10 protein-coding genes are annotated in these 15,625 nt (G+C 65.7%); all 10 read left to right on the top strand.

Annotated elements, in window-relative coordinates:
* The first annotated feature begins 163 nt into the window (after positions 1-163).
* The 10 genes from ACO2RV_RS14410 (at position 164) to ACO2RV_RS14365 (ending at position 15,058) form a co-directional block, all read left to right on the top strand.
* The gene (locus tag ACO2RV_RS14410) at positions 164-2,050 is read left to right on the top strand and encodes an extracellular solute-binding protein (protein WP_423294117.1); all 1,887 of its coding nucleotides are present in this window, start codon (positions 164-166) and stop codon (positions 2,048-2,050) included.
* Positions 2,050-3,921 (top strand): extracellular solute-binding protein, encoded by a 1,872-nt coding sequence (locus ACO2RV_RS14405; protein WP_423294369.1) that lies wholly within the window; start codon positions 2,050-2,052, stop codon positions 3,919-3,921. Before ACO2RV_RS14410 ends, ACO2RV_RS14405 begins: the two co-directional genes overlap by 1 nt.
* A gap of 115 nt (positions 3,922-4,036) precedes the next feature.
* Positions 4,037-5,146: a microcin C ABC transporter permease YejB gene (locus ACO2RV_RS14400; protein ID WP_423294115.1), complete on the top strand. Its 1,110-nt coding sequence runs from the start codon at positions 4,037-4,039 to the stop codon at positions 5,144-5,146.
* Positions 5,147-5,148: 2 nt separating this feature from the next.
* On the top strand, positions 5,149-6,321 hold the full coding sequence (locus ACO2RV_RS14395; protein WP_423294113.1) for an ABC transporter permease: 1,173 nt from the start codon (positions 5,149-5,151) through the stop codon (positions 6,319-6,321).
* Complete coding sequence (locus ACO2RV_RS14390; RefSeq protein WP_423294111.1) at positions 6,318-7,961, top strand: ABC transporter ATP-binding protein; 1,644 nt, start codon at positions 6,318-6,320, stop codon at positions 7,959-7,961. The genes ACO2RV_RS14395 and ACO2RV_RS14390 overlap by 4 nt, the downstream gene beginning before the upstream one ends.
* Before the next feature lie 21 nt (positions 7,962-7,982).
* Positions 7,983-8,630 (top strand): NUDIX domain-containing protein, encoded by a 648-nt coding sequence (locus ACO2RV_RS14385; RefSeq protein ID WP_423294109.1) that lies wholly within the window; start codon positions 7,983-7,985, stop codon positions 8,628-8,630.
* 146 nt (positions 8,631-8,776) lie between these two features.
* Positions 8,777-10,126 (top strand): VapE domain-containing protein, encoded by a 1,350-nt coding sequence (locus ACO2RV_RS14380; RefSeq protein ID WP_423294107.1) that lies wholly within the window; start codon positions 8,777-8,779, stop codon positions 10,124-10,126.
* A gap of 430 nt (positions 10,127-10,556) precedes the next feature.
* Complete coding sequence (locus tag ACO2RV_RS14375; protein ID WP_423294105.1) at positions 10,557-11,087, top strand: hypothetical protein; 531 nt, start codon at positions 10,557-10,559, stop codon at positions 11,085-11,087.
* Positions 11,080-12,954 (top strand): phage terminase large subunit family protein, encoded by a 1,875-nt coding sequence (locus ACO2RV_RS14370; RefSeq protein ID WP_423294103.1) that lies wholly within the window; start codon positions 11,080-11,082, stop codon positions 12,952-12,954. Before ACO2RV_RS14375 ends, ACO2RV_RS14370 begins: the two co-directional genes overlap by 8 nt.
* Positions 12,955-12,973: 19 nt before the next feature.
* Complete coding sequence (locus ACO2RV_RS14365; RefSeq protein WP_423294101.1) at positions 12,974-15,058, top strand: phage tail tape measure protein; 2,085 nt, start codon at positions 12,974-12,976, stop codon at positions 15,056-15,058.
* The last annotated feature ends 567 nt before the right edge of the window (positions 15,059-15,625 follow it).

Raw genomic sequence — 15,625 nt, 5'->3', positions numbered from 1 at the left:
CCGCCTCCTCCCTGCGTAATTCACGTTTCCGTCAGGCCGGCGGCGCTTTGCGCCCCGGCCTTATTCTTTTCGGAACGTAACTGTTCATAATCCCCGCCATCGGCTGCAACACGCCCGGAAAGATCGGCAGCAGCAGCTGCCTGGTCTCGAGAAGGATGCCTGCATGAACACCCGCCTCGCCGCTTGCCGCCCCGCCTTTCGCCTCGGCGCCGCCCTCGTCGGGCTCTGCCTGCTGGCGGCACCGGCGAGCGCACAGGACGCCACCAGCGCGGCGTCCGGCAAGCGCCAGTGGCATCACGGCCTCTCGCTGCTCGGTCAGCCGAAATACCCGGCGGACTTCAAGCGCTTCGACTATGTAAATCCCGATGCGCCCAAGGCCGGGCTGCTACGCCTATCCGCCGACGGCACCTTCGATTCGCTCAACGACATCATCACCCGCGGTACCCCGGCCGGCGGGTTGCAGTTGATCTACGACACGCTGATGACCCCCTCCTCCGACGAGGTGGCGACGGAATACGGCCTGCTGGCGGAAGGCGTAAGCTACCCCGCCGACTTCTCCTCGGTGACCTATCGCCTGCGCCCGGAAGCCAAATGGCATGACGGCCAGCCGATCACCGCCGACGACGTGGTCTGGTCGTTCGAACAGCTGACCAAGAACAACCCGCGCCAGGCCTATTATTACAGCCACGTCAAATCGGCGGCGGCGACCGGCGAGCGCGAGGTGACCTTCACCTTCGACCAAGCGGGCAATCGCGAGCTGCCGCAGATCGTCGGCCAGCTCCGCGTCATGCCCAAGCATTGGTGGACCGGCACCGATGCGTCCGGCAAGCCGCGCGACATCAGCCAGACCACGCTGGAGGCCCCGCTCGGCTCGGGCCCCTACAAGGTCAAGCAGGTGGTGCCCGGCCGTACCATCTCCTTCGAGAGGGTGCCGGACTATTGGGGCCGGGACCTGCCGGTCAGCATCGGCACCAACAATTTCGCCGAGCAGCGTTACGAGTATTTCCGCGACAGCACGGTCGAGCTCGAAGCCTTCAAGGGCGACCAGTACGACTTCCGCGTCGAGACCTCGGCCAAGGACTGGGCCACCGCCTATGATTTCCCGGCGGTGAAGCAGGGCAAGGTGATCCTGGAGGAGTTCCCCAACCGCGCCTCCGGCGCCATGCAGGCCTTCATCCCCAATCTGCGGCGCGACAAGTTCCAGGACCAGCGGGTGCGCCGCGCGCTCAATCTGGCGCTCGACTTCGACGGCATGAACCGCACGCTGTTCTTCGGCCAGTACAAGCGCACATCGAGCTATTTCCAGAACACCGAGCTCGCCTCCTCCGGCCTGCCCCAGGGCCGTGAGCTGGAAATTCTGGAGAGCGTGAAGGACAAGATCCCCGCGAGTGTCTTCACCACACCCTACACCAACCCGGAAACCTGGAGCGAGGGCCTGCGGCGCGGCAATCTGCGCGAAGCGGCGAACCTGCTGCGCCAGGCCGGCTATGAGATCAAGGGCGGCAAGCTGGTGAACGCCAAGGGCGAACCCTTCACCATCGAGTTCCTGCTGTCCAATCCGGCCTTCGAGCGCATCGTCCTGTTCTACAAGCCCTCGCTGGAGCGGCTCGGCATCACCGTCACGGTGCGGCAGGTCGACACCTCGCAATATATCAATCGCCTGCGCGCCCGCGATTACGACATGATCGTCGCCGGCTGGGCCCAGTCGCTCTCGCCCGGCAACGAGCAGCGCGACTTCTGGGGCTCGAATGCCGCCGACCGCGAAGGCTCCAGCAACTATGCCGGCATCAAGGATCCCGGCGTCGACGCGCTGATCGAGAAGGTGATCTACGCCAGGGACCGCGACGAACTGATCGCCGCCACCCATGCGCTCGACCGCGTGCTGCTGGCGCACGACTATGTCGTGCCGAGCTGGAACTACCCCAACACGCGCACCGCGCGCTGGAACCGCTTCGGCCGTCCGGAGAAGCTGCCTGAATATTCCTTCGGCTTCCCCGACATCTGGTGGTGGGACGCCGCCAAGGCCGCGCAGACGGGTGGCACGCAGTGATTGGCCGCCTCTCCCGTCGGTCGGTTCTCTCGCTCGCGGCCGGCAGCGCCGCTGCGCTTGCCATGTCCCGCCGCAGCCTCGCGCAGACCGCCTCGGCGAGCGCTCCCGAAGCACACGGCCTCTCCGCCTTCGGCGACCTGAAATACCCCGCCGACTTCACGCATTTCGACTATGTCGACCCGGCGACGCCAAAGGGCGGCACCTTCTCGCAGGTCGGGCCGACGGCGGCGTACAACCAGTCGTTCCAGACCTTCAATTCGCTCAACGGCTACATCCTGAAGGGCGATGGCGCGCAGGGCATCGACCTCATCTTCGACAAGCTGATGGTGCGCGCCTTCGACGAGCCGGACGCGGTCTACGGGCTGGTCGCCCGGAGCGTCGCCATCTCAGCCGACGGCACGCTCTACCGCTTCCGCCTGCGCCCGGAAGCGCGCTTCCACGACGGCACGGCGCTCACCGCAGAAGACGTCGCCTTCTCGCTCAATATCCTGAAGGAAAAGGGCCATCCCGTCATCGTGCAGAGCCTGCGCGACATGGAAAGCGCCGAGCCGGAGGGTGCCGACATCCTCGCCGTGCGCTTCACCCCGACGCGGGCGCGCGACGTGCCGCTGTTCGTCGCCTCGCTGCCGATCTTCTCCAAGGCCTATTACGGCACCACCCCCTTCGACGAGAGCACGCTGGAGCCGCCGCTGGGCTCGGGGCCCTACAAGGTCGGCCGCTTCGAGCCGGGCCGCTACATCGCCTATGAGCGCGTCGTTGACTACTGGGCGGCCGGCCTGCCGGTGAACGCCGGAGTGAACAATTTCGACACGCTCCGCTACGAGTATTTCCGCGACCGCGAGGTCGGTTTCGAGGGCTTCAAGGCGAAGGCCTATCTGTTCCGGCAGGAATTCACCGCCCGCACCTGGGCGACCGGCTACAATTTTCCCGCGCTGCGCGATGGTCGCGTGAAGCAGGTGGTGCTGCCGGACAAAACGCCCTCGGGCGCGCAGGGCTGGTTCCTCAACACCCGCCGCCCGCAATTCACTGACCCGCGCGTCCGCGAGGCGCTGTCCTACGCCTTCGATTTCCAGTGGACTAACAAGAACCTGATGTTCGACGCCTACAAGCGCACGAGCTCGTTCTTCGAGAATTCCGACCTCAAGGCGGAAGGTCCGGCCGGGCCGGCGGAGATCGCCGTGATCGAACAACTCGGCGACAAGCTCACGCCGCAGGAGATCGCCGCGCTGAAGGGCGAGCCGTGGTCGCCGCCGGTCTCCGACGGCTCCGGGCAGGACCGTACCCTGCTGCGCAAGGCCACGCAGCTTCTCAAGGAGGCGGGTTGGCACATCCAGAACGGCCGGCTGACCGACCCGCAGGGCACGGCGCTTACCATCGAGTTCCTCGACGACGAGAACGGGCTGGAGCGCCACACCGCCCCTTTCATCAAGAACCTGAAGCTGCTCGGTATCGAGGCGAATTTCCGCCTCGTCGATTCCCCGCAATATCAGCGCCGGCTGAACGATTTCGATTTCGATGCCACGGTGCGGCGCTTCTCGGTCTCCACCGTGCCGGGCGAGTCTCTACGCAGCTATTTCGGCTCGCGTGCGGCGGCGACGCCGGGCTCCAGCAACCTGTCGGGCATAGCCGATCCGGTGGTGGATCTGCTCATAGACAAGGTGATCGCCGCCGACACGCGCGACAAGCTGCGCACCGCCTGCCACGTGCTCGACCGCCGGCTGCGGGCGGGGCGCTACTGGGTGCCGCAATGGTATTCGGGCGAGTCCCGCATCGCCTATTGGGACGAGTTCAGCTGGCCGGCTGCGCCGCGACCTGTCTTTGATCGGGCGATCCCGCTCATCTGGTCGGCGCGCATGAAGTCTGCGGGGTAAAGTCTTCGCGCGTGGCGACGGAACGACCTGACAAGACGTTAAGTTGACGCGGTAACGCCCGACCGCCACCTTGTGCGCCGCGGCTGGCAAAGCCCGGCGGAGGAAGCCTCAACGCATGCTCGCCTACATCGTCCGACGCCTCGCCCTGATGGTGCCGACCATCATCGGCATCATGCTGATCTCCTTCGCGGTGGTGCAGTTCGCGCCGGGCGGGCCCGTCGAGCGCGTCATCGCCCAGATCACCGGCGAGGGCACCGACGCCACAGCCCGCATCTCCGGCGGCAGCGGCGGCGATTTCGGAGGCGCCGGACAGGGAGCGCCGGCTGGCGATCCCACCGCCTCGAAGTATCGCGGCGCGCAGGGCCTCGACCCCGCCTTCGTGAAGGAGCTGGAGAAGCAGTTCGGCTTCGACAAGCCGGCGCATGAGCGCTTCCTGAAGATGATCTGGGACTATGCCCGCTTCGACTTCGGCCGCTCCTATTTCCGCGACATTTCGGTCATCGACCTCATCATCGAGAAGATGCCGGTCTCCATCTCGCTCGGCCTGTGGATGACGCTGATCACCTACGCCATCTCCATCCCGCTCGGCATTGCGAAGGCGGTGCGCGACGGCTCGCGCTTCGATGTGTGGACCTCGGCGATCATCATCATCGGCTACGCCATACCGAGCTTCCTGTTCGCGATCCTGCTCATCATCCTGTTCGCCGGCGGCTCGTTCTTCTCCTGGTTCCCGTTGCGGGGGCTGACTTCCGACAACTGGGACCAGCTCTCGCTGGGAGCCAAGATCCTCGACTATTTCTGGCACCTCGCCTTGCCGATCATCTCCATGGTTCTGGGCGCCTTCGCCACCATGGCGCTGCTGACCAAGAACTCGTTCCTCGACGAGATCCGCAAGCAATACGTCGTCACCGCGCGGATGAAGGGGCTATCAGAACGCTCGGTGCTGTACCGCCATGTGTTCCGCAACGCGATGCTGATCATCATCGCCGGCTTTCCCAGCGCCTTCGTTGCCGCGTTCTTCTCCGGCTCGCTCCTGATCGAGACCATCTTCTCGCTCGACGGGCTCGGCCTCCTCGGCTTCGAGAGCGTGCTGAACCGCGACTACCCCGTGGTGTTCGCCAATCTCTACATCTTCTCACTGGTCGGGCTGCTGGTGAACCTCATCTCCGACCTCACCTACACCTGGGTCGATCCGCGCATCGACTTCGACACGCGGGACGTCTGAAGATGGACGCCGCCAGCACCGCCCTGCCTCCGACCAACCCGACCGGCACCCCTGCGGAGGCGCCGCGGCGCCCCCTTCTGTCGCCGATCAACCAGCGCCGCTGGATCAATTTCAAGCGCAACCGGCGCGGTTGGTGGAGCTTCTGGATCTTCGCCGTGCTGTTCGTGCTGACACTGGGTGCCGAGTTCATCGCCAACGACAAGCCGTTCCTGGTCGAATATGACGGCGGCTACTACTTCCCCGGCCTTGTCGCCTATCCCGAGACCACCTTCGGCGGCGACTTCGAGACCGAGGCGGATTATCGCGATCCCTATCTCAAGCAGTTGATCGCCGAGAAGGGCGGGTGGATGGTCTGGCCGCCGATCCGCTACAGCTATTCGACGCACAACCTCGATCTGCCGACCCCCGCCCCCTCCCCGCCGACCTGGATGCTCACCAATGCGCAATGCGCACCGGTGGCGGAAAAGCTCGGCCATCCCGGCGCGGGATGCGCCGCGCTGGAATGGAACTGGCTCGGCACCGACGACCAGGGCCGCGATGTGCTGGCCCGCCTCATCTACGGCTTCCGCCTGTCAGTACTGTTCGGCCTGATCCTGACGATTATTTCCTCCGCCATCGGCGTCGCCGCCGGCGCGGTGCAGGGTTATTTCGGCGGCTGGACCGACCTGATCTTCCAACGCTTCATCGAAATATGGACGTCGATTCCGGCCCTCTACCTGCTGCTGATCATCTCTTCCATCCTCGCCCCCGGCTTCTGGGTGCTGCTCGGCATCCTGCTGCTGTTCTCCTGGGTGTCGCTCGTGGGACTGGTGCGCGCCGAATTCCTGCGCGCGCGCAATTTCGAATATGTGCAGGCGGCGCGGGCGCTCGGCGTGTCGAACGCCGTCATCATGTGGCGGCACATGCTGCCCAACGCGATGGTGGCGACATTGACCATGCTGCCCTTCATCGTCTCCTCCTCGGTGATGACGCTGACGGCGCTGGACTTTCTCGGCTTCGGCCTGCCCCCCGGTTCGCCCTCGCTGGGTGAGCTGCTGGCGCAGGGCAAGTCGAACGTGCAGGCCCCCTGGCTCGGCCTCACCGGCTTCTTCACCGTCGCCATCATGCTGAGCCTGCTGATCTTCATCGGCGAAGCGGTGCGCGACGCCTTTGACCCGAGGAAGACTTTCCAGTGAGCGCGGCGCCGGTGCACGATACTCCACCCCTCCTCTCCATCGAGGATCTGTCCGTCGCCTTCACGCAGGGTGAGCGGACGACGCTCGCGGTCGATCATGTCTCGTTCCAGGTCCGGCGCGGCGAGACGCTCGCGCTCGTCGGCGAGTCCGGCTCCGGCAAGTCCGTCACCGCGCTCTCCATCCTCAAGCTGCTGCAATATCCTGCCGCCAGCCACCCCTCCGGCCGCGTGATCTTCGACGGGCAGGACCTCATGAGGCTGTCCGAACGCGGCCTTCGCAGCGTGCGCGGCAACGACATCACCATGGTGTTCCAGGAACCCATGTCCTCGCTCAATCCGCTGCACACGGTGGAGCAGCAGATCGGCGAAATCCTGTTCCTGCACAGGGGTATGAGCGGGCCGGCGGCGCGCGCGCGGGTGATCGAGCTGCTGACCGAGGTCGGCATTCCCGAGCCGGAGACACGGCTCGGCTCCTACCCGCACCAGCTCTCCGGCGGCCAGCGCCAGCGCGTAATGATCGCCATGGCGCTCGCCAACGAGCCCAAGCTGCTGATCGCCGACGAGCCGACAACCGCGCTCGACGTGACGGTGCAGGCACAGATCCTCAAACTGCTGAAGGATCTGCAACGGCGCCTCGGCATGGCCATGTTGTTCATCACCCATGACCTCGGCATCGTGCGCAAGGTGGCGGACCGGGTCTGCGTGATGAACCACGGCCGCATCGTCGAGACCGGCTCGGTGGCGGACATCTTCGCCCACCCCCAGCATGCCTATACCAAGGCGCTGATCGCCGCCCAGCCGCGCGGCAACCCGGCGATGCCGCATCCCGAGGCGCCGGTCGTGCTGGAGGCCAAGGACCTCAAGGTGTGGTTCCCGATCAAGGCCGGCGTGCTGCGCCGCACGGTCGGCAACATCAAGGCGGTGGACGGCGTCTCGGTCGCCATCCGCCGCGGCGAGACGCTCGGTGTCGTCGGCGAATCCGGCTCCGGCAAGACCACGCTGGGCCTCGCCCTGCTGCGGCTGATTTCCAGCGCCGGGCCCATCGTCTTCATGGGCAAGCCCATCGACACGCTCGGCTTCAACGAGATGCGCGCGCAGCGCAACGAGATGCAGATCGTGTTCCAGGACCCGTTCGGCTCGCTAAGCCCTCGCATGTCGATCGCCGACATCATCGGTGAAGGGCTGCGCGTGCATCGGCCTGGCCTCAGCGCCGACGAACGTGATGCGCGGGTGGTCGCCGCGCTCGAGGATGTCGGGCTGGAGCCCGAGACGCGTCACCGCTACCCCCATGAATTCTCCGGCGGCCAGCGCCAGCGCGTCGCCATTGCGCGCGCCGTGGTGCTGGAACCTTCCTTCATCGTGCTGGACGAGCCGACCAGCGCGCTGGACATGATCGTGCAGGCGCAGATCGTCGACCTCCTGCGCGACCTGCAGCAGCGCCGCGACCTCACCTACATGTTCATCAGCCACGACCTGCGCGTCGTCGCCGCGCTGGCCTCGCGCCTCATGGTGATGAAGCATGGTGTGGTGGTCGAGCAGGGCACGGCCTCAGAGCTGTTCGCCGCGCCGAAGACCGACTATACCCGCACGCTCTTCGCCGCCGCCTTCGACATGGAGACGGCGGGCGACGCTTCCCACTGACATGCCGCACGAGGCCGGATTGTGAACGAGCGCGCAGAGTTCGGCGAGATTCTCGACCGTGCCGTCGAACTGACCTTCGAGGCGCCTCGCTCGGTCGGCGACGGTTTCCGCCCCTATGAGCGCTTCGAGGTCACCATCGCCGGCGCCGGCGGCGCGCCGCTGCACCAGCGCCGCGACATATTGCGGGTCGGGCCTGTCGTCGCCGTCCTTGCCTATGATCCTGCGGCAGGCTGCTTCGTGCTGATCCGGCAGTTCCGCATCGGCGCGCATCTGGCTACCAGCAAGGGCGAGATCATCGAGCTCGCCGCCGGTCTCGTCGACCCGGGAGAAGCGATCGAACGGGCGGCGGCTCGCGAATGCCAGGAGGAGATCGGCGTGACGCCGCGGGCGCTGCTGCCGATGCTCACCTTCCTGCCGAGCCCTGGCGTGAGTGACGAGTTCGCTACGCTGTTCCTCGGCCTCATCGATTCCACCGAGGTACCCGCCGAGGCCGGCGAGCCCGGCGAAACCGAACACACCCGCCCGCTGCTGGTGACCGTCGAGGAGGCGCTCCGCGCCCTCGCCACCCCGTTTCCGGGCACGATCGGCAACGCCTTCGTCCTCCTCGCTCTGCAATGGTTCGCGCTGAACCGCGACAAGGTCGAGGCCTTCATCAGCCGGCAGGGCTGAGACGTCCGGCGGCACCGGCTGCCGATCGGGGAAGGGCTGGAGCGGGCGAAGGGAATCGAACCCTCGTATGCAGCTTGGGAAGCCCCGGCACCGCGTGAGCTATACATATCCACGTTCCCTATCGCCGCAAGACGAAAGGGACGCAGTTGGAAGTCGGATCCGACCATACGGACCGTGCGATAATCGATGCCGTCTTCCCCGAAGGCCGGGAGACGGCTTCGATTTCGCCTGTGCCAGCGGGAAAGCGAGGGCGGCGCTCTCGGGCGTCGACGGTATCACACGCTACGGGCTGGCTGGAGGACTGCGCCCGGGACGATCGAGGCAAGCCCTTCGGCAACCTGGCGAATGCGGCTCATGCGCTGCGCAGCGATCCAGCTATCTCCGGCATCTTCTCCTATGACGCATTCCGAGCTTCGCTGATGCTCGAAAGTCCGGTGCCGGCGCCGGGCAAAGGCCACGTGCTCCCTGATGACGACTTCGTCCCGCGCCAGGTGTGCGACAACGACGTGAACCGGCTGCAGGAGTACTTGCAGTATGCCGGTCTAGGTCGCCTGGGCAAGGATACGACCTATCAGGCGGTCGATATCCGAGCGCATGAGCGAAGCTACCATCCCGTGCGCGACTACGTCGAAAGCCTTCGCTGGGATGACACGCCGCGCGTAGCGACATGGTTGCAGACCTATCTCGGCTGCGAGCCGACGCTCTACACGTCGCAGATCGGCGGCATGTTCCTGATCGCGATGGTGGCCCGCATCTTCGAGCCGGGCTGCAAGGCGGACTACATGCTCGTGCTGGAAGGGCCGCAGGGTGCGATGAAGTCATCCGCCTGTAGAATCCTCGGCGGCGACTGGTTTTCCGACAACATGCCGGACGTCACCAGCGGCAAGGACGCCAGTCTGCACCTGCGCGGTAAGTGGCTGATCGAGATCGCCGAAATGTCGGCTCTCAGCAAGGCGGAGGACGCCATCCTCAAGGCCTTCCTGACCCGCTCTGTGGAACGCTTCCGACCGCCCTATGGCCGCATAGAGGTGGATCAGCCGCGCCAATGCGTCTTCATCGGCACGACGAACAAGGCGACCTATCTGCGCGACGAAACGGGCGGGCGCCGCTATTGGCCAGTGAAGGTCGGCACCATCGATCCCAACGCGCTGCTGCGCGACCGCGACCAGCTCATTGCCGAGGCCTACCAGCTCTATCTGCAAGGTCGCCGATGGTGGCCAACAGCGGATTTCGAGCGCGAGCACATCAAACCGGAGCAGGAGGCGCGTTTCGAAACGGACGCCTGGGAAGAGACACTGCGGCAATGGCTCGTCGGCCAACAGCGGGTCACCATCAGCAACGCCGCGACGCTCGGCCTAGGAATGGACATGTCGCGCATCGGCACCGCCGATCAGCGCCGCATCATCGCCTGTCTTGACCGGCTCGGTTGGGGGCCAAGCGCGAAGCGCGGGACCGGCGGAATCCGCTGGTACGTCCCGAAGGGAAGTGCATCATGAGCACGCGCACGATGTCCCCGATTAGTGACGCAGTGACGGACAGTGACGCACGCGCCCCTATAAACCCTATACACCACACTCGCGCGCATGATGACGGGCGCGAGCGCGTGGGTGACGCGCGCACGCGCATTCCCTTTATAGGCACAGTGCGTCACTGTCCGTCACTGCGTCACTGGACAGTAGAAGCAAGCGGGGAATGGGGTTCGAGGCTGGAAGAGCTGGCGAACCGTGTTCGCCGCCTCGTCCCCTCGCATCGTAACCCCGAGGCCTTCCACGAAGCGAAGTCCGAGATCGAGGCCGAGCTGCGGCACCTGGCGCGGGTCCTCCCCCAGCCTAGGCGCACGGGTCCGGCGCGACGCGAGACTTTGCCAGACGGACCCGTTTTAGCCGCTAAACTTCCCGGCTTGAGGAAGGGTTGAGGATGCAGGATTTGCATAGCTCATCCCTTTTCGGTGATGCCGGCGGTAAGCCGGCGGAAACCCTGTCCAAGAAGGGTTTCGCTGAATTGCTCGGCGTCTCGCCTGGGCGGGTGTCGCAGCTCATCACCGCCGGCCTTCCCGTCGAGCCCAACCAGCGCATCCATGTCGGGCGCGGTACGGCCTGGGTAGCTGCGAACGTCGACCCGAACCGCCGCCGTGCGTCGGTCGATAGCGTGACGCCCTCGCCTGCCCTGCTGTCGTCTCGTGCGGTGCGCGACGCCGCCGAGGCCGAGATCGCCCGGCTGAAGGCGGAGAAGATGGGACGCCATGTCATCGACCGTGCGGCGGCGCTGCGCACGATCGAGAACCGCGCCCGCCTCGAGCGGGACGCCTGGCTCGGCTGGGTGAACCGTGCGGCACCGGAGATCGCCTCCAGCTCCGGGGCGGACCTCGCCGCCGTCGTCGCCGTGCTCGACCGCCTTGTGCGCTCCCAGCTGGTCACGTTGGCCGACATGCCGCTGGAGGGTATTCCCCATGACTGACCTCGCCGAGCTCACCACTGAGCTGGTCGACACGGCCTGGCGGCGTGGGCTGCGGCCCGAACTGCAGATGACCGTGACCGAATGGGCCGATGCAAACCGCACACTGCCGGGCACCAATGCCGAGCCGGGGCCGTGGCGCACCAGCCGCGTGCCCTACCTCGCCGAGATCATGAATTGCCTTTCCACCTCGTCGGCAATCGAACGAGTGGTGTTGATGAAGGGGGCACAGACCGGCGGCACGGAAGCCGGCCTGAACGCCATCGGCTATTGGATCGCCCATGCGCCGGGCCTAATCCTCGCCGTGTGGCCCTCGCTCGACATGGTGCGCCGAAACTCGCGCACCCGCATCGAGCCGCTGATCGAGGGCACGCCAGCGCTGCGCAGCCGCATCGCTCCCGCCCGCGCGAAAGATCCCGGCAATACGGTCGGCCTGAAGGAGTTTCCCGGCGGCGCTCTGATCATGACCGGCGCCAACTCGGCGACCGGCCTGCGCTCGACGCCGGCGCGCTATCTCGTGCTCGACGAGGTGGACGCCTTCCCCGCTGATGCCGATGGCGAAGGCGATCCGGTGGCGCTCGCCGTGCAGCGCACCGTGACCTTTCGCGGCAGGCGCAAGATCTTCCTCATCTCAACGCCGACAGAGGCCGGCGTGTCGCGGATCGAAAAGGCCTATGCCGAGAGCGACCAGCGGCGCTACTTCGTGCCCTGCCCGCATTGCAGCACGCACCAGGCACTCACCTGGCGCGGCGTTACCTGGCCGGACGGCGAGCCGCGCAAGGCCTTCTATGCCTGCGAGGCCTGCGGCGGCGTGATCGAGGAAGCCGACAAGCCGGCCATGCTGGCAAAAGGCGAGTGGCGCCCCACGGCCGAGGGCGACGGCCTCACCGCCGGCTTCCACCTCTCCGCCCTGTATTCGCCGTTTGAGAGCTGGGGCGAGATCGCCGTCGACTTCCACGCCTCGAAACGCGACCCCGCGCGGCTGAAGACGTGGACCAACCTGAAGCTTGGCGAGCCGTTCGAGGATCGCGATATGGCGCCACTGGCGCCGGATGCTCTCGCCGCCCGCGGCATCGCCTGCGACGTGCCGTGGACCGAGTTGCTGCCGGAAGACGTTGCCGTCATCACCGCCGGCGTCGACACGCAAGACGATCGCATCGAGGTGGAGTTCGTCGGCTGGGGCCGCGGCGAAGCGAGCTGGTCGCTCGACTATGAGATCATCCACGGCGACACCTCGAGGCCGGAAGTCTGGGCCGCGCTCGATCGGCTGCTCGCCCGGCGTTTCCGGCATCCGAAGGCCATCCCCGATCTTCCCGTGCTCGCCGCTGCCGTCGATTCCGGCGGGCATCGCACCGACATGGTGATGACCTTCTCCGCCGAGCGGCTGAACCGGCGCATATGGGCGATCAAGGGACGCGGTGGCCCTGGCGTGCCGCCGTGGCCGAAGCGCCCGCCCAAGCCGCGCATAGCGCACCTGGCGCCGGTCCATATCGTCGGCGTCGACACCCTCAAGCACGGGCTGCTCTCGCGGCTACGGATCGACGATGGCGGCGCCGGGGCCTGCCACTGGCCGGCCGAGCGCGACTATCATTGGTTTACCGGCCTCGTCGCCGAGCGCCCTGTGCGGCGCTACCTCAAAGGCGTCGCCCGCATCGAATGGGTGCCGGATCCCGGCGTGCGGAACGAGCCGCTTGATTGCCGCGTGTACGCGACTGCGGCGCTGCACGGCCTGTTTGCCGCGGGCCTCTCCCTCTCCGACGCCGCGACCAAGATCGCTGCCGCGCCGATGGCAAGCGTTGCGATCTCTGCCCCCTCCCCAGAACCGAAAGCACGGAGCGTGCTGCGCTCGAAGTGGCTTTCCGGCCACTGAACCCGAAAGGACATGCACCATGGCCCGCGAAATCGAAGCCAAACTGAAAATCTCCGCCCAAGACCGCACAGCGAAAGCCTTCGCCGCCGTCGAAGCGCGGATCAAGAGAGCCCAACGCGTGGCGGACGAGGCGGCCCGCAAGTCTGCCCAAATCGCCAGGGTCGAAAAAGCAGCCGCCCGGCATCAGGCGGTCGCGGCTGGACTTAGCCGCGCCGGCGGGCTGGCGGCCGGCGCGCTCGGCGGCATTGGCGCTGCGGCGGCGATCAAGAGCTTCGCCGCGCTTGAGCGACAGATGACGCGTGTAGGCCTGGCGGCAGGCGCCACCGACGCCGAAACGAAAGAGGCGACCAAGCAGATCGCCAAGATGTCGATGGATCTCGCCCTGCCGCTCGATCAAGCCTATGCCGGCCTCGACGCACTGGTTGCCACGGGCAAGAGCCTGCCGGAGGCCATGGCCTTCCTTCCGTCCATTCTCACGACGGCGCAGGCGAGTGGAGCGGCCACCGACGAACTATCGACTTCGGCGAACGCGCTGGGAACCTCGTTCAAGGTGGCAGGCAGCGAGATGCAGCGCGCCTTCGACATGCTGGTGGCCGGCGGGCAGCTCGGCCAGTTCGAACTGAAGGACATGGCACAGTACCTGCCGAGCCTGACGGCGTCCGCCGCCAAGCTCGGCTTTACCGGGCTGGAAGGCACCAGCAAGCTGGTCGCCATGCTGCAAACCGTGCGGCAGGTGTCCGGCGATTCGAGCGAGGCGGCAACGGCGGTCGGCGATGCGATCGAGAAGACGCTCTCCCCGACCGTGGCGAACGCCTTCAAGAAGCGCGGCATTGATATCGGCAGGGTGCTGGAAGATGCGGCGAAGAAGGGCCAGAACCAGTTCGAAGCCGTGATCGACGTGCTGCGCAGAATGACCAACGGCATGAGCGACACGCAGCGAAACATGCTCATCTCGTCCATCTACACTGACAAGGAAGCCCGGCGGGCCGTGACTGCCATGCTCACCCTTACCGATGCCTATCAGGGCTATGTCGACGCGGTGAACAACTCGGCCGGCACCACCGAGGCGAACCTCAAGCGCGTGTTGGCCGACTCGCAGACCAGGGTCGACCGCCTCAGCAATTCGCTCAAGGAGCTCACCAACGCGGCCGGCGGGTTCCTTGACGGCCTCGGCGTTACCGGCGGGGCGGAAGGGCTGGCCGAAGGCCTCAACAATCTCAACGAAATGCGACAGCGGGAACTCGACTTCTTCACGGCCGTGGAGAAGGGCAAGGAAGGCATGTCGGCATGGGAGCGACTGAAGTTCAACATGTCGTCTTCGCCCGAGGAGGTTCGAGCGATGGCGATCAAGGGCGGCTGGAAGCCAAACCCTGAAGATGTTGCGGCAACGGCGCAACGCCATCAAGCCGCAGCCGCTGGCTCGATCATCGACTATGAGAACGGCCTGTTTCCGCAGGTGCCCGGTGAGCTCGAACGACTCTACCAGGCGCATGCCGAAGCCGAGGCGAAGCGCTATGGGGCGGCTATCGACGCGGGTTCGTTCACGCCGCCTCTCTGGCTGCAGAAGCTGGAGGCGGCGAATTGGGGGAACATCACGGATCTTGCGACAGGCGTGCCGCTGCCTGCCGCCAATCCGCTTCGTACCGTGCCCCTGCCGCCCGCCAATCCGCTTCGCCCGGCCGGCGCCCCCCTGCGCTTCAACGAAGCTGTTCCCGGCGGCTCTGTCTTCGAGGACGGACACTCGGACCTACTGGCAAGCCCGGCACCGTCGCCCGGTCGCGGAGACAACTGGATACCGGCGCCGCCGCCGATCGAAAGCATCGACAGCCATTCAGTTGATCGACTACGCGCCGCCATGGACGGCGCCGGCGACTCCGTGAAGAGCGGCGGTGCCGATGCAGCGACCGCAATCCTTGACGCCATGCGTACCGGCGTCGGGTTGCTTGAGCGTGCCGCGGACCGGCTGAAACAAAGCCTCACCAGCGGCGCGGCAGCGGTTTCCTCCGCCAAGGTGCAGGTTCAGGTGCCAGCAGCGCGGACGACGCCGAACGCCAATCTGGGGCAATCCATGCCGAATGCGGGGCGGCTACCGGAGTCGAACTGATTAGGATCTGAGTGGTCGAACTGATGTATTTAGGAATGTAGACAGCTACGATTATGTCTCCGGTTGCTGAACGTGCAGGGTCGATCTGGCCACAACTCAAGTATTTATAGACTTTTTAACTCGCCTTCGACTAGCATTCGACAGATGTATCTGTTGAGGAAGTTCACCGAGAATGGGTTGAGACGTGCCCTAAGCCCAACCAAGAGAGCCTGACAGGCGCAGTGCCGAAACCCAAAATTTTGGGACGGTTCTTTTGCCCCCTTGCGTATTATTTAAAGTCGTATGAAATTTGTATAAATTCGTAGGTGGGGCAGAAGCATGCATATTTCTCTTGAGGACGCGGCGTATCTTACTCGATCGATATCGCAAGGAAACGGCCTACTCGTCCTCGGCGCTGGCGCATCGGCCACCTGCTCCAACTCTTCGGGATTTCCAGTTAACAGCCCGTTGACGAAGTCGCATTCGCCTGATTCCGTCTGAACATCGCGATTCGGACGGGGGCGTGTGAGATGGCGATGCGGCGGGAGACCGGGTCTCAGGGTGATCTGGTCGTGACATGGGCTGAGA

This window comes from Ancylobacter sp. VNQ12, from assembly GCF_049445835.1.
Lineage (GTDB): Bacteria > Pseudomonadota > Alphaproteobacteria > Rhizobiales > Xanthobacteraceae > Ancylobacter.
Note: the sequence above shows the minus strand (reverse complement) of the source record. Positions and strands in the feature narration are given on the sequence as shown.

Coding starts and splice junctions, on each gene's coding strand:
- ACO2RV_RS14370 (WP_423294103.1), top strand. CDS start 11,080: ATGACTGACCTCGCCGAGCTCACCACTGAGCTGGTCGACACGGCCTGG.
- ACO2RV_RS14400 (WP_423294115.1), top strand. CDS start 4,037: ATGCTCGCCTACATCGTCCGACGCCTCGCCCTGATGGTGCCGACCATC.
- ACO2RV_RS14395 (WP_423294113.1), top strand. CDS start 5,149: ATGGACGCCGCCAGCACCGCCCTGCCTCCGACCAACCCGACCGGCACC.
- ACO2RV_RS14410 (WP_423294117.1), top strand. CDS start 164: ATGAACACCCGCCTCGCCGCTTGCCGCCCCGCCTTTCGCCTCGGCGCC.
- ACO2RV_RS14365 (WP_423294101.1), top strand. CDS start 12,974: ATGGCCCGCGAAATCGAAGCCAAACTGAAAATCTCCGCCCAAGACCGC.